General features: G+C 71.5%; 18 protein-coding genes. 14 read left to right on the top strand and 4 right to left on the bottom strand.

Annotated features, from left to right (window positions below):
• Positions 1–92 precede the first annotated feature (92 nt).
• Positions 93–806 (top strand): GNAT family N-acetyltransferase, encoded by a 714-nt coding sequence (locus Q9R08_RS15360; protein WP_308868987.1) that lies wholly within the window; start codon positions 93–95, stop codon positions 804–806.
• 45 nt (positions 807–851) lie between these two features.
• Here the strand turns inward: Q9R08_RS15360 and Q9R08_RS15355 are convergent, their stop codons facing one another.
• A complete protein-coding gene (locus tag Q9R08_RS15355; RefSeq protein WP_308868985.1) occupies positions 852–1,055 on the bottom strand; it encodes a hypothetical protein in 204 nt (67 codons plus the stop codon).
• Positions 1,056–1,057: 2 nt separating this feature from the next.
• On the bottom strand, positions 1,058–1,864 hold the full coding sequence (locus Q9R08_RS15350; protein ID WP_308868983.1) for an SDR family oxidoreductase: 807 nt from the start codon (positions 1,862–1,864) through the stop codon (positions 1,058–1,060).
• 153 nt (positions 1,865–2,017) lie between these two features.
• On the opposite strand from Q9R08_RS15350, the gene Q9R08_RS15345 reads away from it, so the two are divergent.
• The 8 genes from Q9R08_RS15345 to Q9R08_RS15310 all read left to right on the top strand — a co-directional run bounded on the left by Q9R08_RS15345 (position 2,018) and on the right by Q9R08_RS15310 (position 11,172).
• Positions 2,018–2,935 carry a cyclase family protein gene (locus Q9R08_RS15345; RefSeq protein WP_308868982.1) on the top strand — a complete coding sequence of 306 codons (918 nt, stop codon included), beginning with the start codon at positions 2,018–2,020 and terminating at the stop codon, positions 2,933–2,935.
• A 101-nt stretch (positions 2,936–3,036) separates the two neighbouring features.
• Positions 3,037–3,267 carry a hypothetical protein gene (locus Q9R08_RS15340; RefSeq protein ID WP_308868981.1) on the top strand — a complete coding sequence of 77 codons (231 nt, stop codon included), beginning with the start codon at positions 3,037–3,039 and terminating at the stop codon, positions 3,265–3,267.
• Between the two features lie 38 nt (positions 3,268–3,305).
• On the top strand, positions 3,306–4,439 hold the full coding sequence (menC, locus tag Q9R08_RS15335) for an o-succinylbenzoate synthase (RefSeq protein WP_308868979.1): 1,134 nt from the start codon (positions 3,306–3,308) through the stop codon (positions 4,437–4,439).
• A gap of 5 nt (positions 4,440–4,444) precedes the next feature.
• On the top strand, positions 4,445–5,368 hold the full coding sequence (locus tag Q9R08_RS15330) for a hypothetical protein (protein ID WP_308868978.1): 924 nt from the start codon (positions 4,445–4,447) through the stop codon (positions 5,366–5,368).
• A gap of 26 nt (positions 5,369–5,394) precedes the next feature.
• Entirely contained in the window at positions 5,395–6,747 is a 1,353-nt protein-coding gene (locus tag Q9R08_RS15325) for an alpha-hydroxy-acid oxidizing protein (protein ID WP_308868977.1), read from the top strand.
• A 53-nt stretch (positions 6,748–6,800) separates the two neighbouring features.
• Positions 6,801–8,675: a vWA domain-containing protein gene (locus Q9R08_RS15320; protein WP_308868976.1), complete on the top strand. Its 1,875-nt coding sequence runs from the start codon at positions 6,801–6,803 to the stop codon at positions 8,673–8,675.
• A gap of 10 nt (positions 8,676–8,685) precedes the next feature.
• Positions 8,686–9,717 carry a hypothetical protein gene (locus tag Q9R08_RS15315; protein WP_308868974.1) on the top strand — a complete coding sequence of 344 codons (1,032 nt, stop codon included), beginning with the start codon at positions 8,686–8,688 and terminating at the stop codon, positions 9,715–9,717.
• A 69-nt stretch (positions 9,718–9,786) separates the two neighbouring features.
• Positions 9,787–11,172 carry a glycine--tRNA ligase gene (locus tag Q9R08_RS15310; protein WP_308869110.1) on the top strand — a complete coding sequence of 462 codons (1,386 nt, stop codon included), beginning with the start codon at positions 9,787–9,789 and terminating at the stop codon, positions 11,170–11,172.
• 187 nt (positions 11,173–11,359) lie between these two features.
• On the opposite strand, the gene Q9R08_RS15305 is transcribed toward Q9R08_RS15310, so the two are convergent.
• The gene (locus Q9R08_RS15305; protein WP_308868973.1) at positions 11,360–11,959 is read right to left on the bottom strand and encodes a TetR/AcrR family transcriptional regulator; all 600 of its coding nucleotides are present in this window, start codon (positions 11,957–11,959) and stop codon (positions 11,360–11,362) included.
• 62 nt (positions 11,960–12,021) lie between these two features.
• Here Q9R08_RS15305 and Q9R08_RS15300 point away from each other — a divergent pair, with 62 nt between their 5' ends.
• The 5 genes from Q9R08_RS15300 to Q9R08_RS15280 all read left to right on the top strand — a co-directional run bounded on the left by Q9R08_RS15300 (position 12,022) and on the right by Q9R08_RS15280 (position 16,654).
• Positions 12,022–12,804, top strand: a complete 783-nt coding sequence (locus Q9R08_RS15300) for an SDR family NAD(P)-dependent oxidoreductase (RefSeq protein ID WP_308868972.1) — start codon at positions 12,022–12,024, stop codon at positions 12,802–12,804.
• Between the two features lie 144 nt (positions 12,805–12,948).
• Positions 12,949–13,707: an SDR family NAD(P)-dependent oxidoreductase gene (locus Q9R08_RS15295; RefSeq protein ID WP_308868971.1), complete on the top strand. Its 759-nt coding sequence runs from the start codon at positions 12,949–12,951 to the stop codon at positions 13,705–13,707.
• Positions 13,708–13,899: 192 nt separating this feature from the next.
• Entirely contained in the window at positions 13,900–14,538 is a 639-nt protein-coding gene (locus Q9R08_RS15290) for a TetR/AcrR family transcriptional regulator (protein WP_308868970.1), read from the top strand.
• Positions 14,539–14,819: 281 nt separating this feature from the next.
• Positions 14,820–15,836 carry an ATP-binding cassette domain-containing protein gene (locus tag Q9R08_RS15285; RefSeq protein WP_308868969.1) on the top strand — a complete coding sequence of 339 codons (1,017 nt, stop codon included), beginning with the start codon at positions 14,820–14,822 and terminating at the stop codon, positions 15,834–15,836.
• Entirely contained in the window at positions 15,833–16,654 is an 822-nt protein-coding gene (locus Q9R08_RS15280) for an ABC transporter permease (RefSeq protein WP_308868968.1), read from the top strand. The genes Q9R08_RS15285 and Q9R08_RS15280 overlap by 4 nt, the downstream gene beginning before the upstream one ends.
• Positions 16,655–16,839: 185 nt before the next feature.
• Here the strand turns inward: Q9R08_RS15280 and Q9R08_RS15275 are convergent, their stop codons facing one another.
• Positions 16,840–19,890, bottom strand: a complete 3,051-nt coding sequence (locus Q9R08_RS15275; RefSeq protein ID WP_308868966.1) for an ATP-binding protein — start codon at positions 19,888–19,890, stop codon at positions 16,840–16,842.
• Positions 19,891–19,893 lie beyond the last annotated feature (3 nt).

Genomic DNA, 19,893 nt, shown 5'->3' with positions numbered 1-19,893 from the left:
CCCGGTGCGATCGGCGATACCCGACGAAAGGGCCGGCCGTCCGTGCCGAATCCGAGGAGTTGCGGCGGCGGAGGCGGGTGCAGACTGGGCACATGGCCGAGACCGCGACGCCGCCCGGCATCGACATCCGTCCGCTCGACACCGTCGAGGAGGTCCACCGCGCCTCCGACGTGCTCGCCGAGGTGTGGGGCGGCGACCGCGGCGGCATGCCGCCGAACCTGCTGCGTGCCCTCGCGCACTCCGGCAACTACGCGGTCGGCCTGTACGACGGCGATCTGATGGTCGGAGCGTCCGTCGCCTTCTTCGCTGCTCCCGCGGCGCGCTCGATGCACAGCCACATCACCGGCGTTCTGCCGGGCCACCAGTCCCAGGGCCTCGGGCGAGTGCTCAAGCAGCACCAGCGCGAGTGGGCGCTCGCGCGCGATGTCGGTCACATCACCTGGACGTTCGACCCGTTGGTCGCCCGCAACGCCCACTTCAACCTGCGGGTGCTCGGCACGCGGGTCACCGAGTACCTCGTGAACCACTACGGGCCCATGGATGACGGCGTCAACCGCGGCGACGAGACCGACCGCATCATGGTGTCGTGGGCGCTCGCCGCGCCGCCCGTGCCCACGCCCGACGACGAGCAAGTGATCGTGTCGGTCGAGATCCCGCACGACATCGAGACCATACGGCGGGAGACTCCGGTCGATGCCGCGGTCTGGCGCTCGCACGTGCGCGACCAGCTCGTGGGCCACCTCGCCGACGGTCTCGTGATCGGCGGCTTCGACGACGCGCGCGGTTACCTGCTGGTGCGCCGCTGACGTCGGCTGCGGCCGGACCGCCGCCGCGCGAGCGACGCCTGAGGCCTACTCGCCGGGGTCCTTGGTCGGATTGCCGGGACGCACGTCGGCGTCGTCGCGGATGTCGATCCGCGTGACGCCGTCGCGGTGTGTCACGTCGATCCGCGGGTCGGCGTCGGACTCGACGGCGTTCGGCGCGGACGTGAGCTGGTCGCGCCGCTTCTCCTCGTCGGTCATGCCGGTGGAGTCGGTCTCGTCGTGGTCGTTCATGGTCATCCTTCCCGCCACTCGTCGTTCTTCAGATGCGAACCGGCCTGGGGCCCCATCTGCAGCATCCCGCCGTCGACCGTCCAGCTCGCCCCCGTGACGTAGCTCGCGTGCGGCGAGGCGAGGAACGCCACCACCGCTGCGATCTCCTCCGGCTTTCCGGGACGACCCAGCGGAATGCCGGGGCGACGGGTGTGCTCGGCATCCTCGGGATCCTGGTTCGTCAGCGGCGTCGCGATCTCGCCCGGAGCGACCGCGTTGACGGTGATCGCGTGCTCCCCGAGCTCCTGGGCCGTCGTCTCGATGAGGCCGCCGAGGCCGTGCTTGGCGGCGACGTAGGCCGCCGACCCGACCCGTGGCTGCGTCTCGTGAACGCTCGTGATCGCCACGAGACGCCCTCCGCGGCCGGCGCGCACCATGTGACGCGCGGCCGCCTGCAGCCCGGCGAAGGCGCCGTCGAGGTTCAGGGCGACGATCTGGCGCCAGTCCTCGATGGACAGGTCGAGGAATGGGCCGCCCGATCCGCCGCCGGCGTTGTTGACGAACACGTCGAGCCCGCCGAGGCGCTCGACGAGACCGTCGATGGTTCCGGCGACGTCGTCGAGGGCGGTCGCGTCGAACCTGGTCACCTCGGCTCGACGACCGCGTTCGCGCACGCCGGCGGCCGTGCGCTCCGCTCCCTCCTCGTCGCTGTGCCAGGTGATGCCGACGTCGAGCCCGGCGTCCGCCAGTGCCAGTGCCGTCGCCTGCCCGATGCCCGAGTCCGATGCGGTCACGATCGCGTGCCGCGGTGCGAAGTCGAAAGTGTCCATGTGCCCGACGCTACGAGGAGCGCGCCGCCGCGGGCACGGGGTTGCATGCCCAGAGCGGCCCCGCTAGAGCACCTGCCGGTTCGGCCGGAATCCGACGGACGATGGCGGTCCCGGGCGGCGGCCGCCGGATGCCGCGGCCATAGGCTCGCTCGCATGCCCGAGTATCGCGCCCACTTCGACTTCGACATCAGCTTCGCCAACGGCGGCGGCCTCGCCGGCACGGGGTTCCGGCTCGACCTGCCCACCGCCGACGCCACGGAGGACCAGATCGCGCGCCTCCTGGTCGCGCATCTCGGGCTCGCGCTCGTGGACGAGGTCTCGCTCCGCGGACTGCGCGTGGTCGAGGAACCGCATCGTGGCAGCCGCGGCGTGGAGGCGGTGGATGCCGCCACCTCCGCCCGGCGCGTCGTCGACCTCAGCCACCCGATCCGCGCCGGGCTGGTGACCTATCCGGGTCTGCCGGCGCCGACGATCACGCCGCACCTCACCCGCGAGGACTCGCGCGCCCGCTACGCGCCCGGTACCGAGTTCGCGATGGACGTCATCCACATGATCGGCAACACCGGCACCTACCTCGACTCCCCGTTCCACCGGTACGCCGACGGTCGCGACCTGGCGGGACTCGACCTGTCGTCGCTCGTGGGTCTGCGCGCGGAGGTCTTCCACCTCGAGGATGCGTGGGACGCCTCGCGGCGCGGCATCCGCTCGGCCACGCTCGCCGATCGCGACGTGCGTGGCGCCGCCGTGCTGCTGCACACCGGATGGGACCGCTGGTTCGGCCGGCCGGAGTACGGCGTCGGCGCGCCCTTCTTGACGGGCGAGGCCGCGCAGTGGCTCATCGACGCCGGTGCGGTGCTGGTGGGCATCGACTCGCTCAACATCGACGACACCGAGTCGGGGGGTGAGCGGCCGGCGCACAGCCTGCTGCTCGGCGCCGGCGTGCACGTCGTCGAGCACCTCGCGAACCTCGGCGAACTGCCCCCGCGCGGCGCGCGCTTCACGGCCGCTCCGCCCGCCGTCGAAGGATTCGGCACGTTCCCGGTGCGCGCGTTCGCCGAGATCCCCGCCTGACGCTCGGGAATCGCGAAAGGGTAGATCGCCGCACGCTCGCCCGCGCGGAAAGACACCCTTTCGCGATTCCCGACGTCGGAACCCCCTCGTACCGTGGCGACATGGACGCGGTACGCGTGACGTATCAGCACCGTCGGATGGGCCTCTTCTCCTGGGAACGAGGAGAAGCCATGCGTGAGCACATCGAGACCCTGATCATCGCCCTGAGCAGCGGGCCGCGGCCCAGCGGAGGCCGCACCGCACCCAAGGAGCCCCGCCGCCGACGGCCCCGCGTCGCACGGTCGACGTACATCCCGGTGCGGCGCGACGTCTCCGCGCGCTTCGCGCACTGACGCCCGCCCGACCGACGCGCCGGGCGTACGCTGAGCGCATGCCCATAGCCCGGCCGGCGGCATCCGTCGCCCTCGAAGGATTCGAGCTGCGGGTGCTGCACCTGCCCCTCGTCTCACCGTTCACGACGTCGTTCGGCACCGAGACCGTGCGAGAGGTCATCCTGGTCCGCGCGCTGACCGGCGACGGCGACGGCTGGGGTGAGATCGTCACGCAGGCCGACCCGCTGTACTCCAGCGAGTACACGCAGGGGGCGTGGGATGTCGCGCTCCGCTTCCTCGTGCCGTCCCTGCTCGATCGGGGCAGTGTGGCGCCCGAGGAGGTCGCGGGTGCTCTCGAGCCCTTCAAGGGCCACCGCATGGCGAAGGCCGGGCTCGAGCTCGCGGTGCTCGACGCCGCGCTGCGAGCCGAGGGGCGCAGCTTCGGCGAGTACGTCGGCGCTGTGCGCGACCGCGTGCCCAGCGGGGTGTCCGTCGGCATCCAGCGCGACCCCGCGGCGCTCGTCGACACCGTGCGCGGCTACCTCGACGAGGGCTACGTCCGGATCAAGATCAAGATCAAGCCCGGCCGCGACGTCGGCGACACAGCCGCGGTGCGCGACGCCTTCGGCACGATCCCGCTGCAGGTCGATGCGAACTCGGCCTACACGCTGGCTGATGCCGACACCCTGGCCGAGCTCGACCGCTTCGACCTGCTGCTGATCGAGCAGCCGTTGCAGGAGGACGACCTCGTCGATCACGCGACACTCGCCCGGCGGCTGCGCACCCCGGTGTGCCTCGACGAGTCCATCGTCTCGGACAAGGCGGCTGCCGATGCGCTCGCGCTGGGCTCGGCATCCGTCGTCAACATCAAGGCCGGGCGCGTCGGCGGGTACCTGGAAGCGGTGCGCATCCACGACCGCTGCCTCGCCGCGGGCGTGCCGGTGTGGTGCGGCGGCATGCTCGAGACCGGCATCGGCCGCGCGGCGAACGCCGCGCTCGCCGCCCTGCCGGGCTTCACGCTGCCCGGCGACGTGTCGGCGTCGAGCCGGTTCTACACCCGGGACATCGTGACCGAGCCGGCAGTGCTCGAGGAGGGCCACGTGCGCGTACCCACGGGGCACGGCCTCGGCGTCGAGATCGACAAGGTCGCGCTCGACGACTTCACCGTCGCGCGCGAGACGCTCACGCGGTAGGTCTCGTGCGGACGTCGCTCGGTCACCGTTCCCGCGCTCCCGCGCGGTCGCGGGCATGGCCCGGGATCGCGGCGGCCGCCATCGCCGTCGTGCTGGGGCTCGTCGGATGCTCGCCCTCGCCGACTGCCGCGCCCAGCGCGGCGCCCGTTCCCACCCTGCCGGCCGGGGTGACCGTCGAGCTCGCGCAGCTGCGTGCCGACGTGGCGCCGAGGCAGGCGCAGCTGCGCGTGATCAACGGGTCCGACACCGCCATCACAGTGGGGGAGGTGCGCGTCGAGGACCCGCGGCTCCACGGCCCGGCGACGCGTGTAGTGCCCGACCGGGTGAGCACGATCCCGGCCCGAGGCTCCGTCGACATCCGGGTGCAGCTGCCGCCGGTGGCCTGCTCGGCGCCGGATAAGGGCGATTCCGAGGCGGTGCTCGAGCTCGTGGGCGAGTCCGAGTCAGCCGAGGTGACGGCACCCGCTCCCGACACGCTGGGCTTCCTCGCGCCGCTGCACTCCCGCGAGTGCCTGCAGGAGCGGATGGCGGATGCTGCGACGCTGGCCTTCACGGACTTCCAGCCGTCGGCTCCCGGCGAGCCCGCGACCCTCGAGCTGACGGTCACTCCCACCGGCGCCGGCGCGGGCACCGTCGTCGGGCTGGAGCGCACGAATCTGCTGGACTTCGCCGGTGCGCCCGCGGAGGACGAGGTGTTCCACCTCGACATCGACGTGTCAGCGGCGGAGGCGGAGCCCGTGGTGGTGGAGGTCCCGCTCGTGCCGTTCCGCTGCGACCCCCACGCCGTGCAGGAGGACAAACGCGGCACCATCTTCGACGTCCGGATCGAGCTCGAGGGCGAGCCCGGCGAGTTCGAGCTCTTCGTCGGCGACGAGCTGCGGGGCCGCATCCTCACGTGGGTCGCCGGCTGGTGCGGCTTCGCAGGCTGAAGTCCGCGCCTGCGTAGGCTGACCGCATGAGCATCGTCGCTCCCGAAGACCCCGCGGCATCGCGCGGCATCTCGCGCCGGACCCAGTCCGACATCTACCGAGCCGGCATCGGCGGCACCCGCCCCCGCGTCCCCGTCGACGTCGAGGCGCTCGAGAGGGCCGCACGCAAGGCGCTCAGCGCCGAGGCCTTCGCCTACATCGCCGGGGGAGCCGGCGCCGAGCGTACGCTGGCCGCCAACCGCGCCGCGTTCGGACGCTGGCAGGTGTGGCCGCGGCCCCTGCGCGATGTGTCGTCGCGCGACCTGTCCATCGACTTCCTGGGCGTGCGCCGCCCGACGCCGCTCCTGCTCGCCCCGCTCGGCGTGATGGAGATGGCGCACCCCGACGCCGACCTCGCCGTCGCGCGGGCCGCGGCATCCCTCGGCGTCCCGTACACGCTCTCGAACCAGGCGTCCGTGCCCATGGAAGAGGTGCGGGACAGCGCGCCGAGCGGATCGCGGCTGTTCCAGCTCTACTGGTCGGCCTCCGACGAGCTGAACGCATCGCTGCTGCGGCGGGCCGAGGCATCCGGCTGCGAAGCGATCGTGGTCACGCTCGACACCCACCTGCTCGGCTGGCGCACCCGGGATCTCGACCTCGCGTATCTGCCGTTCACCCGCGCCATGGGTATCGCGCAGTACACGAGCGACCCGGTCTTCCAGCAGCTCGTACGCGAGCGGTCGCGTGCGGCGGCGGTGTCGTCGACCGCGGGATCGGATGCCGCGGCCGAGGTTGCGCCGCCGGTGCGGCTGACACCCCGGGCGGTCGCCGCCGGCGTGGGCATCGCCCGTAGGGGCGCCGCACTGACGGGCTCGAAGAGCGTGCGGGAGAACCTCCGCTCACCGCTGCCGCGCGCCGCGGTCGAGACCTTCCTCGACGTGTTCTCGACGCCCGCGCTCACGTGGGACGACCTCGCCAAGGTGCGGCAGTGGACGTCGCTGCCCGTCATCCTGAAGGGCGTCGTGCACCCCGACGACGCGATCCGCGCCCTCGATGCGGGCATGGACGGCATCTGGATCTCGAACCACGGCGGTCGGCAGATCGACCAGTCCGTGCCGACGCTCGACGCGCTGCCGGCCATCGCCGAGCGGGTGGCGGCCCGCGCGCCGATCGTCTTCGACTCGGGCGTGCGGCAGGGCTCGGACGTCTTCATCGCGCTGGCCCTCGGCGCGACCGCCGTCGCCATCGGGCGGCCGTACGCGTACGGCCTCGGGCTCGCCGGGGAGGCGGGCGTGCGCGAGGTGACGCGCAACGTCCTCGCCGAACTCGACATCACGCTGGGGCTGTCGGGGCACACCTCGATCGCCGAGGTCGGGCGCGAGGCGCTGCGCGCGGTCTAGCGCCTGTGCGCTCCGCCGTGCACCGCGTCGGCCCGGGGACTTACTCTGTACCCATGGTCCCTCGCCTTCCGCGACCGTCCGCCCCTTCCGCTCCGTCGACGCCGACCGCGAGCGGCCGTCGTGCCGCCCGCGCGACGGGGACCGCGGCGGCGCTGATCGCGGTGGCCATGGCGCTCACCGGCTGCTTCGGCTCGACCCCGGACGGCGGCGAGCTCGGCGACGGCGACTTCGCCGACGACGGCTGCACGAGCGTGGTCGTCGCCACGTCGTCCGAGAAGGTCAACATGCTCGATGCGCTGGCCGACGCGTTCAAGGAGTCGCCGCAGCACGAGCAGCTCGACGAGTGCGCGACAGTGCGGCCCATCAACGTCTCCTCGGGCGATGCGACCCGCTTCCTCACGGCGGGCGGCGACTGGCCCGACGACGACGCGCGCCGCTGGCCCACCATGTGGTCGCCCGCGTCCACCGTCTGGACCGATCGGGTCGCGGCGGCGGCATCCCCGTCGCTCGTCGGCGAGCCCGAGTCGTTCACGCACACGCCGGTCGTGTTCGGAGTGCCCGAGACGATGGCCAAGGCGCTCGGCTGGCCGGACACCGAGATCGGCATCGCCGACTTCGAGGCCCTGTGCCAGGACCCGCAGGGCTGGGCCAGCGTCGGAAAGCCGCTGTGGGGCTCGTTCAAGATCTCGAAGACCAACCCGAACACCTCGACCACCGGGCTCTCGGCGATCCTGATGCAGTCCTACGAGGCGTCGGGCAAGACGTCCGACCTGACGGCGGCCGACGTCGCCGCCGCGGCCGAGTTCTCGCGGGTGTTCGAGGAGTGCGTGATCCACTACGGCGACACCACCGGCAAGGTGCTGACGAGGCTCTACGACGAGACCCAGAACGGCGCGGGCGGCTCGGGCTACGTCTCTGCCGTGGCGCTCGAAGAGACCTCGCTCCTCAACTACAACCAGGGCAACCCCGACTCGCACACGGTGCAGCCCGGCGAGACGCTGACGCCGCCGAAGGAGAAGCTCGTCGCGGTGTACCCGTCGGGCGGCTCGATGTGGTCCGACAACCCGATCACCGTGCTCGGCGCGGACTGGGTGACCGACGTGCAGGCCACCGCGGGCGCCGCCTTCGCCGCCTTCCTGCAGACCGACGCGGCGCAGGAGATCCTGCCCGACTACGGCTTCCGCCCGCTGGATGCCGCCGCACCCCTGGGCGAGCTGTTCACCACCGAGTACGGCGTCGACCCGGCCGGCCCCGCGGTGACGCTCCCGAAGCCCGCCGTCGACGTGGTGTCGGCGGCGATCGATCAGTGGACCCAGATCCGCAAGCCCTCGTCGGTGCTCGAGGTCATCGACATCTCGGGCTCGATGGACGAGGCGATCGGCGACGGCCGGTCCAAGCTCGACGGGGCGATCGAGGGGGCGCAGTCCACGCTGGGCCACTTCCGCTCGTCCGACGAGGTCGGGGTCTGGGCGTTCACGACGGGGGTGGAATCGCAGGCGGGCAAGAACATCGTCGTGCTGCGCGATGTCGAGCCACTCGCGTCCGACCGTGAATCGATAGATGCCTCGCTCGATGATCTGCGGTTCGCCCACCGCGACGGCACACCGCTGTACGACGCGATCGCCGCTGCCTACGACGAGATGATCGCGCGCGCCGAGCCCGGGCGCATCAACGCGATCGTCCTGCTGTCTGACGGCCAGGACACCGACTCGTCGATCTCGCTCGACTCCCTCGTCGCCCGCATCGGGGCGTCCGCGCGCGAAGGCGGCGACGAGGCGCCCGTGCGGATCTTCCCGATCGCCTACGGCGAGGGCGCCGACACGGCCGCGCTGCAGCGCATCGCCGAGGCGACGGGCGGACAGTGGTTCGACGCGTCGGATGCCGCGAAGATCGACCTCGTGTTCGCCTCCGTGATCAACAACTTCTAGGCGTGACCGCATGATCGTGGCGACGGACGGGCAGGGCTACGTCGACGACGCCGTCGACGGCATCGGCGAGGACGGGGTGTACGTCTCCGCCGAGGTTCCGGATGCGGCGGCGCTGCACGACCAGCTCCAGGTGCAGATCGGCGACGAGTCGATCGGCGTCGCGGTGTTCTCCGACAACGCCGGGATCGAGGCATCCGGTCCGGAGATCGTGGCGCAGCTCGCCGCAGCCCATCCCGAGTGCCAGACGATCATCGTGGCCGTCGGCGACGACCTCTCCGCCGGCTCGCGCGTGCTCGAGCAGGGCGAGGCGATGCGGATCGCCAACCAGGCGGAGGGGCAGGCGGGCGACGTCGACGCCGCGCTCACCGAGACGATCCAGGGAGTGATCGCGGCGACGCCGGATGCGCCCGCGGGCTCGACCGACGCCGGGCCGTTCCTCGGCATCGCCATCGGCCTGGCGGTGCTCGTCGGCGCCGGCGGCGCCGTCTTCGGCATCGCCCGTTCCCGCGCCCGCCGACGCAGCCGGCCGGCGGTCGGCCGCCACCCGCTGCCGGAGCCGGTACGCACCCACGTGCAGACCCTGCAGGCGCTGACCGCCGAGTACGCGCGCGCCGGCGCGGCCGGCGTCGCACAGGCGGGGGAGGTCGCCGCGCAGGTCGGACTCATCGCGCAGAACACCACCGAGCTGTTCGATCGCCTGGACCGCAAGGGCGAGGAGGGCCAGCGCGCCACGGCGGCGGTGGAGTACGGCGAGACCCTTCGCAAGCTGACCGGTGCCCTCGACCGCGACTATCTGCTCGACATCCTGACCCATCCCGACCTGTGGGACGACCCGGTCGAGCGCGTCCGCGAGGTGCGCACCGCGCTCTCGTCGTTCTCGACCGAGCTCATCGAGAACATCAAGCAGGTCAACGCGCGACGCGGACTGCACTTCCAGGTCTCGCTCGACGGGCTGATGGGCCGGCGCAAGGAGCTGCAGGAGTGGGACCGTGCGTTCGAGCGGGCGGACGGTGAGACGGGCCCCGTGCCGCACGCCGACTAGAATCGACGGATGCCGCGATCCGTGGCATCCGCACCCTCGTGCATCCCCCTCCCGACCATTGGAGCCACCGTGGCCGAGCAGTCTCGCCTCGACAAAGTCATCGCCCTCGCCCGTCATCGCGGGTTCGTGTTCCAGGCGGGTGAGATCTACGGCGGATCCCGGTCGGCGTGGGATTACGGTCCCCTCGGCACCGAGCTCAAGGAGAACATCCGCCGTCAGTGGTGGCAGACGTTCGTGCGTGGCCGCGGCGACATGGTCGGCCTCGACTCGTCGATCATCCTGCCCAAGCGCGTGTGGGAGGCATCCGGTCACGTCGCGACGTTCACCGACCCGCTCGTCGAGTGCCTGCACTGCCACAAGCGGTTCCGTGCCGACAACCTCATCGAGGAGTTCGAGGCCCGCAAGGGCCGCAAGGCCGAGAACGGCCTCGCCGACGTGCCCTGCCCGAACTGCGGCACCCGGGGCCAGTACACCGAGCCCAAGGCGTTCTCGGGTCTCGTGAAGACCTACCTCGGCGTCGTCGACGACGAGAGCGGCCTGTACTACCTGCGCCCCGAGACGGCGCAGGGCATCTTCGTGAACTTCGCGAACGTGCTCACCGCGAGCCGGAAGAAGCCGCCGTTCGGCATCGGCCAGGTCGGCAAGGCGTTCCGCAACGAGATCACGCCGGGCAACTTCATCTTCCGCACGCGCGAGTTCGAGCAGATGGAGATCGAGTACTTCGTGCCGCCCGCCGACGCGCAGGAGTGGTTCGACCACTGGGTCGAGGCCTGCTGGGACTGGTTCGTCGACCTCGGCATCGACCCCGCCAACATGCGCCGGTTCGATGTGCCCGAGGAGGATCGCGCGCACTACTCCGACGGCACGATCGATGTCGAATACCGCTTCGGCTTCGCCGGCAAGGAGTGGGGCGAGCTCATGGGCGTCGCCAACCGCACCGACTACGACCTCGGCAGCCACAGCGAGGCGTCGGGCCAGAGCCTGTCGTACTTCGACCAGGCGTCGGGGGAGAAGTACATCCCCTACGTCATCGAGCCCTCGTTCGGTCTGACGCGCGCCATGATGGCGTTCCTCGTCGACGCGTACCACGAGGAGGAGGCGCCGAACGCGAAGGGCGGCACCGACACCCGCACGGTGCTCAAGCTCGACCCGCGCATCGCGCCCGTCAAGGCCGCGGTGCTGCCGCTGTCGCGCAACGAGCAGCTGTCGCCGATCGCCCGCGAGGTGGCTGAAGACCTCCGCGGAGAGTGGAACATCGACTTCGACGACGCGGGCGCGATCGGCCGCCGCTACCGTCGCCAGGACGAGATCGGCACGCCGTTCTGCGTCACGGTCGACTTCGACTCGCTCGACGACCGGGCCGTCACGGTGCGCGACCGCGACACGATGGGCCAGGAGCGCGTGCCGCTCGAGGGCCTGCACGCCTACCTCGCGGAGCGCCTCGCCGGCGCCTGACCCGCAGAACGACGGATGCCGCGACCTGGCCGGGTCGCGGCATCCGTCGTCTTCGGTCTCAAAGCGGGGCGTTCGCCGAGCTGGCGCGGTCTGCCGAAAACAGGTGATCCGGCGAGCGTAGGCCGATGCCACCCGGATCGTCCTGTTCTCGTCAGCTCACCTGGTGTCGTCGGCTGAGCGCGGGCCGTCAGCCCGCCGGCGGCGAGACGAGTCCGCGCCACACCGCGGCGATGGTCGCGGCTGTGGCGTCTTCCCACGGCACGCCGTCGAGGAGGTCGTCGGTCGCGAGGGTTGCGACGCCGTGCACCGCTGCGAACGCGACGAGCGCGGCCTCCTCGGCCGGCCGGGGCGGCAGCTCCCCGGCGTCCTGAGCGGCACGGAAGAGGGCGACCAGCGCGGGCATCGCGACGTGGCTGACCTCGATGAGCTCGGCGGATGCCGCCGGGTGGTGCTTGGCCGAGTACATCGTGCGGAGGATCGCCGGATGCCGCACCGCGAAGCCCACGTAGGCGTCGCCGGCGGCGTGGAAGCGGTCGGCGAACGGCCCTGCGGTGCCGACCGCATCGGCCAGCGCCGCGTTCAGGCGCTCGAACCCCAGCACGGCGAGTGCGTCGAGCAGGGCCTGCTTGTCGCGGAAGTGCCGGCCGGAGGCCCCGTGGCTGACGTCGAGGTCGCGGGCCAGCTGCCGCAGCGACAGGGCGTCGGCACCCTCGGCGTCGACGACCTCCCAGGCGCGGTCGAGCAACGCCGCGCGCAGATTGCCGTGGTGGTACGAGCGCTCGGTCACGGTCACCACCCTAGCGCGATGTTGGCATTGACAACAATGCTGTCACTGTCTACATTGGCGACATGACCATCACGTATCGCGGCACCACCGCCCTCATCACCGGAGCCAGCGCCGGGCTCGGCACCGAGTTCGCCGAGCAGCTCGCCGCACGCGGCGCCGATCTCGTGCTCGTCGCCCGGCGCGAGGAGCGCCTGCGCGAACTCTCGGAGCGGCTCGAAGCGGCGCATGGCATCACAGCGACGGTGATCCCGCTCGATCTCGCGCGGACGGATGCCGCCGCCGCCCTCCGCGCGGCGCTCGACGAGCGCGGCATCCGGGTCCAGACCCTCGTCAACAACGCCGGCTTCGGCATGAAGGGCGCGTTCGCCGACGCCGATCCCGGCCGCATCGCGGAGATGGTGCAGGTCAACGTCGCGAACCTGGTCGCGGTGACGCGCGAGCTCTTGCCGGACCTGGTCGCCGACGGTCGGGGAGCGCTGGTGAACATCGCGAGCACGGGCGCCTACCAGCCCTGCCCGAACATGGCGGTGTACGGCGCCACGAAGGCCTTCGTCCTGAGCTTCACCGAGGCGCTCGCGTACGAGACCCGCGACAGCGGGCTGCGCGTGCTGGCACTCAGCCCGGGCGCGACGCGCACCGAGTTCTTCGACGTGGTCGGCACGGAGGACGCCGCGGTGGGGCGCTTCCAGACGCCGGCGCAGGTGGTCGGCCTGGCGGTGCGCGAGCTCGATCGCGGTCGGCGCGCGAGCGTGGTGTCGGGCTGGGCGAACGCGGTGAGCGCCAAGCTCGCCGGCTTCATGCCGCGGGGGCTCACGCTGGCGGTCAGCGGGCGCGTGCTGCGCTGAACCGCCCGATCGATGTGGAGGCCGGGGGAATCGCGAGCCGCGCGGTCGCTGCTGCTAACTGTTGCCCCGGCTGCGGGTTGAGATAACCCGTATGCTCATATACTGTTTATCTCTCTACTAGTTAGCACCTGCGAGGAGTATGAGATGACCGAGTTCCCGACACGCCGCTTTCACGGCCGGACCGCCATAGTCACGGGTGCCGGCTCAGGCATCGGCCGCGCCGCCGCCCTGATCTTCGCCACCGAGGGTGGCACGGTGATCGCCTCGGACATTGCGGCCGACCGACTGAGTGAACTGAAGAGAGACCTGACCGGCTGCGATGTGCGTACGGTCGTCGGAGACGTGACTCGAGAGGAGACCGTTCGCGACCTCATCGACGCTGCGGCGGGCAGGGTCGACATCCTGGCCAACATCGCGGGCATCATGGACGGCGTGCTCCCCGCCGACGAGGTTGACGATGCGACGTGGCAGCGAGTCTTCGACGTCAATGTGACCGCCGCGCTCCGTACGACGCGAGCAGTCGTCCCGCTCATGCGCGAGCGCGGAGTCGGAGCGATCGTCAATATCGCCTCCGAGGCTTCCTTTCGAGGGTCGGTGGGCGGCGCCGCGTACACGGCGTCCAAGCACGCCGTGGCTGGACTGACGAAGAGCAGCGCATTCATGTATGGACCAATCGGAATCCGCACGAATGCCGTTGCCCCGGGAGCGGTCGTCACAGCGCTCGATGTCTCGTGGCGATCCGATTACGGTGCAGCGCGGACAGGCCCCGTGCTGCAGGCCACAATGACACCGCCCGCCTCTGCTGAGCAGATCGCGGCGACGGTGGCATGGCTCGCGAGTGACGAGGCGGCCAACATCAACGGCGTCATCCTTCCTTCGGACGGCGGTTGGTCCGCGGCCTGAAGAACGGCGTGGTGCCCGGACCGACGCGTGATGCACACCGACCGGGGCGCCTAGGCTGACTTGGATCGAGCGGAAGGGGCGGCAGTGATCGATGAGGCGGCGAGTACGGAACTGCCCAGGGCCATCGCGTTGGCGTGGGGCGCAGTGCCGTCGCCGCAGCGTGGACCGAAGCGGGAGTTCAGTCTCGACCAGGTGCTCGACGCGGCCGTTGAACTCGCCGATACCGGAGGCATCGATGCGGTGACGATGCCGGCGCTCGCTCAGGCCCTCGGCCTCACCGCGATGTCGCTGTACCGATACGTGGCCTCGAAGGACACCCTCCTGCTACTTCTCCAGGAACAGGGCATGGGCCCTCCGCCCGCGTCGATCGCCAAGGCGAAAGACTGGCGGGCAGGCCTTGAGTCTTATGCCGCAGCATCCGGCGATGTATACCGACGGCACCCGTGGATGCTGGACATCACTATCACGGGTATTGCGAGCACCCCGAACAATCTTGCCTGGATCGAAGCAGGGCTCGCAGCTCTCGCGGACGTAGCCCTCACCCGCGAAGAGCGGCTCGCTGTCGTGCTGCAGGTCAGCGGCCATGCCAGGTTTCGTGCACTCGTCGAGCGAGGTTACACCGACCGTGCTGACGCGACCGGAGACCAGGTCTCCAGTGTCGTCCTCGCCGAGGCGAGATTGCTCGGCAGGCTCGTCACCGAGGGGCGATTCCCCCATCTCCACGCCACTCTCGAGAGCGGCGTGCTCACTGACGACTCGTTCAACAACTTCGACTTCGGCCTCACCCGGCTGCTCGACGGCGTCTCCGAGTACGTCGACCACCGGTCCTGAGGCTGCTCGCATGCATACCTCTCCCTGTCCGCCGGGAACGCAGCCCGCGGGGAGACCGACGCCATCAACTACCCCCGGCGCACCCCTTCGGCCAAGACCGATTGTTCGCCGCTCACCCACGACGTGATCGGCGTAGCCGGCTGCCGTGCGGACGTTGAGGGACCATCGCCCGCAGAGCGCCCGACAGCGCCGTGACAGCGTTCTGACAGCGAGGGGGCGGGGACGGCAGGGGTGTGACAGTGGGCGCGGCGCACTCTGGGTGACGTCGAAAGGCGGATCCCATGACCATCACCAGTTCCCCATCCCGCACCCCCGCGGTCCGCGCCGAAGGGCTCGTGAAGAGCTTCGGCAGCAACCGTGCGGTCGACGGCGTCGACCTGACCGTCGAAGCCGGCACCGTCTACGGTGTGCTCGGCCCCAACGGCGCGGGCAAGACCACCACCATCAGCATGCTGGCGACGCTGCTGCGTCCCGACGCCGGCCGGGCAGAGATCTTCGGCTACGACGTCGTGCGCGATCCGCAGATCGTGCGCCAGCTCATCGGCCTCACCGGCCAGTTCGCGTCCGTCGACGAGACCCTCTCGGCCACCGAGAACCTCGTCATCTTCGGCCGCCTCCTCGGGCTCTCGCGCGTCGACGCGAAGCGCAAGGCGACCGAGTTGCTCGAGGAGTTCTCGCTCACCGAAGCCGCCACCCGCCCGCTGGCCAAGTTCTCCGGCGGCATGCGCCGGCGCCTAGACCTGGCGGCATCCCTCATCGCCCAGCCTCCGCTCATCTTCCTCGACGAGCCGACCACGGGCCTCGACCCCCGCACCCGAGGGCAGATGTGGGACACCATCCGCCGTCTGGTCGCGACCGGCTCGACGGTGCTGCTGACGACGCAGTACCTCGACGAAGCCGATCAGCTCGCCGACCGCATCGCGGTCATCGACCGCGGCACGGTGGTGGCCGAGGGCACCGCTCTCGAACTGAAGTCGTCGGTCGGCCAGGCGTCGCTGCTGCTGCGGCTGCGCCCCGGCTCCGACATCGACGACGCCCAGCGCGAGATCGTGCGCGTGCTCGGCGTTCCCGCGATCGTCTCGCCCGAGGCCGCCCGCCTCACCGTGCCGATGAGCGACCCCGACCGCGTGGCCGACCTCCTCGTCGCCTTCCGCGAGGCCGGCCTGCATCTCGAAGAGCTGAGTGTCCAGCAGCCGACGCTCGACGAGGTCTTCCTCACCCTGACCGGCAAGGGCGTGCCGGATGACGACGAGGCCGCCCACGCGACGGCCGATGAGATCGAAGGAGTGCACGCATGACCGCCATCGCGACCCCCATCGTGCCGGTCGCCGACCGGCACCTCTCCAACCGCGCGGGCCTCGGGCTCACGGTGCGCAACACGCTCACCATGGCCTGGCGCGGCATCCTCAAGATCCGCCGCACGCCGGAGCAGCTCATCGACGTGACGGTGCAGCCGATCATCTTCACGCTGATGTTCACGTACATCTTCGGCGGCGCGATCGCCGGCGACGTGCAGAGCTACCTGCCCATCATCATCCCGGGCATCCTCGTGCAGACCGTGATCACGACCTCGGTCGTCACTGGCGTGCAACTGCGCGAAGACATGGATAAGGGCGTGTTCGACCGGTTCCGCTCGCTCCCGATCGCGCGCATCGCGCCGCTGTCGGGAGCGCTGCTGGCCGACACGCTGCGCTACACGATCGCCACGACGCTCACCTTCACGATGGGCTACATCATGGGCTTCCGTCCCGGCGGCGGACTCGGCGGAGTCATCGCGGCCGGTCTGCTCGTGATCGCCTGCTCGTGGGCGATGAGCTGGATCTTCGCCTTCTTCGGTGTCATCGCCCGCACCGCGTCGAGCGTGCAGGGCATCTCGATGCTCATCCTGTTCCCGCTCACGTTCCTCTCCAACGCCTTCGTGCCCGCCGACACGATGCCCGACTGGCTGCAGTGGTTCGTCGACATCAACCCGGTCTCGCACCTGGTCACCGCGGTGCGCGGTCTGGTGAACGAGGGCGCGGTCACCACGGACGTCTTCACCGCCCTGCTCGGCGCCGCCGTGATCGTGGCGGTGTTCGCACCGCTCACGGTGCGCGCGTACATGCGCAAGGCATGATCGGATGCCGCCGCCGGCGCGGCGGCCCGAGCCTCCGGACGCGTGGGCTCAGCCGCCGCTCGCAGCGGTGACGAGGGAGCCGGGATGGCATGAGCCGCCCCGGCTCCCTCGTGCGTCGGCAGCCGGCGGGACCGCCGCTCCGCTCACCGGGGCTGCCGACAGGTCAGCCAGGGACCGCCGACCGGTCAGCTCAGGAGCGCCGCCAGGACGGCGAGCTCGTCGGCGCTGTCGGAGTCGTGTCCGGCTCCGTCCGTCGCACCGGGCACGAGGACGTCGGTCTCGAACCGGGCGCGCATGACGCGGAGGAACGGGTCGGTGGCGTCGACGCCGCCCCGCAGGCGCGCCGCTGCGACGAGCGCGCGCCGCGCGTCGGCATCCCGTCCCGCCAAGGCGAGCCAGCCGGCGATCGACACGGCGACGTCCGAGACGATCGGGTGGTCGCCGCTGTGCGCCGCCGAAGGGTATGCCTGTCGCAGGGCGTCGAGCGCCTCGTCGGCACGCCCCTCGAGCAGCAGCGCCTGCGCACGGCGGGACTGGGACCAGGCGGTCAGCTGGTCGGGGAACGCCGGCAGCATCTGCGCGTCGATCGCGTCCAGGTGGCGGAGCGCCTCGGCACCGTCCCCGACGGCGATCTCGATCATCGCCGCATCCATGTCGGTCTGCGCGAGCGCACGCGGCGACTCGAACGACCGGGCGAGCTCCCGGCTGCCGGCGAGCCGCTCACGCGCCTCGTCGATGCGGCCGAGGCGCAGCAGCAGTCCGATGCTCTGAGAGCGCTGCTGCACGAGGTCGGTGGTCGAGGTGAGCCCGGCGAGCCCCTCGGTCGAGGCGTCGGCGACGGCGAGCGCCTCCTCGAGCCGCCCTGCCAGCTGCAGCCACTCGGAGCGCATCTGGCTCGCGAACGCGGTGCCCCACACATCGCCGAGCTCGAGGAACATCGACAGCGCCCGGTCGCTCTCGGCACCGAGAGTCCGGGTGTCGCCGGTGTTCTGCGCGAGCGCCGAGCGCATCATGCTCAGGAACGCGTGCGTCCATGCGGGGGCGTCCTCGAGACCGTCATCCCGGATCGTGAAGCTCCGCGTCCACGGGGCGCCGGGCACGTGCTGCCGCGCCTCCTCGAGGAGGCCGTGAAGGAGCGGAGGGACGGCGGCCGAGAGCTCGCTGCGGTGCACGGCCGCGGCCGCGACGACGGCCGGAGCCTCCCGCTCGAGACGTGCGAGACCGCTCGGTGTCGGCACGCCCGGGCGGGCTGCGGAGTCCTCGGCCGGAGGTATGCCCCCGGTGGCGGCATCCCTCGCGCCGCCGTCGTCCGTCGCCGCCATCGGGACCGCAGCGGGGTCCGGCTTCCCGGCCTCGGGAGCGAAGGCGAGGCCGAGGAGGGCGATCGCCCGCACCACCACGGCGGGCTCGGAGTCGAGCGCCGCGGCAGCCTCGCCGAACCGCCCGATGCCGGACTGCAGCTCGGTGAAGCGCTCGCGCATGATCCAGGTCCAGAAGCACGCGCGCACGAGCCGGATGCCGATGTCTTCGAGGCCCGGCTGCTCCGCACACGTCCGCAGCGCGGCGGTGAGGTTCTCCTCGTCGGCGTCGAACCAGGCGAGGCCCTCGCGCACGCGCGGGCCGCGCAGCAGCGCGTCCTGCCGAGCCGCGAGCTCGCTCATCGCCCGCGCCTCCCGTGCGCGGAACGCCGCCTCACGACCTTCGGTGCGAAGGCGGTCCACCCCGTATTCGCGCACGGTCTCGAGCATGCGCAGGCGCCCCTCCGACCGTCGCAGCAGAGACTTGTCGACGAGGCCCTCGAACGATTCGCCGTCGACATCGAAAGCGGCGGCGACGGCGGGCACATCTCGAGCATCGATGCCGTCGGGGAACACCGCAGCAGCGAGCAGGGCTGTGCGCTCGGCATCCGTCAAGGTCTCCCAGCTCCAGTCGATGAGGGCTCGAAGGGTCTGGTGGCGTGCTTCGAGGGCACGCGGACCCGTGGCCAGGAGCGCGAACCGGTCGTCGAGGCCGCTGTCGATCTCGGCGATCGTGAGAGTGCGGGACTTCGCAGCGGCGAGCTCCAGCGCCAGCGGCAGGCCGTCGAGCCGGCTGACGATCCGTTCGACCGCCGCCGCTTCGTCGCCTGCGGGTGGAGTCCCTCGCGCCGCCCGGACGCGGCGGGTGAAGAGCTCGCGCGCATCGTCGCCGGGGAGCGGGCCGAGATCGACAAAGGCCTCGCCGGCCAGTCCCAGCGGCTCGCGGCTGGTCGCCAGGATGCGGGATCCCGGCGCGCTCCCCAGCAGATCGAGTGCGACACCCGCGGCCTCGGCCGAGACGTGCTCGCAGTTGTCGAGCACGACCAGGACCGATCGTCCGGCCAGCGCCTCCACGACCCGGTCGCGGGCGCTCGTCGACACCAGCTCACCGACACGGATGCTGCGACCCACCGCTCCTGCGACAGCAGCCCACACTTCGCCCGGGGCGGCAGGAGCGAGCTCGACGACGATCGAGCCCGGCGTGCGGCGCGCGGTCTCGAACGCGAGCGTGGTCTTGCCGGCGCCGCCGGGTCCGATGAGGGTCACGAGGCGCTCCGAGCGCAGCTGGGACTCGATCAGCTCCAGCTCACGGGTGCGCCCGATGAGCGGCGTGAGGCTCGCCGGAACGCTCGTCGCGACGGCGGCCGCGGGCGATACGCCTGCGGGCGGTTCGGGCGCGGGCGCGATGCTCGCCGTCGCTGCGGCCGCCCCCGGCGAGGCCGAGGCGCCGGTGCTGATCCCGACGCCGGCGCCGGCGATCCTTTCGGCGTGGGCGCGATCCTCCAGCAGGTCGCGAACCACCCAGTCGAAGCCCTCGCCCGGCGTCCAGGGCTCCCCGCGCCACAGCGCGAGCGCAGCACGTGCGTCCGCGACGGCGGCCGCCGGATCGTCGGCGTGCCGGGCGCGATCGACGAGGTCCTGGAACAGCGCGATGTCGACGTCCTCGCGCGCCATCGCCAGCCGATACCCGCCCGGCACGGCCTCCAGCGTGCCGGCGGGGACCACCCGGCGCAGGCGAGAGGCCAGCGACTGCAGCGAAGCGCGCGGGTCTTCGGGGAGGTCGTCCGGCCACACGTCCTCGGCGAGCGAGCGGTAGGCGACCGTCGTGCCTGCGTCGAGCGCGAGGCGGAAGAGGAGGGCCTCCTGGCCACGACCTCGGATCTCGACCGGGGCGTCGTCCGCCTCCGCCTCGAGTCCACCGAAGAACCTCAGCCGCACGTC

The organism is Microbacterium psychrotolerans, from assembly GCF_031085295.1.
Taxonomy (GTDB): Bacteria; Actinomycetota; Actinomycetes; order Actinomycetales; family Microbacteriaceae; genus Microbacterium; species Microbacterium psychrotolerans.
The sequence above is the reverse complement of the archived record's forward strand: the minus strand, read 5'-3'. Positions and strand labels throughout refer to the sequence as shown.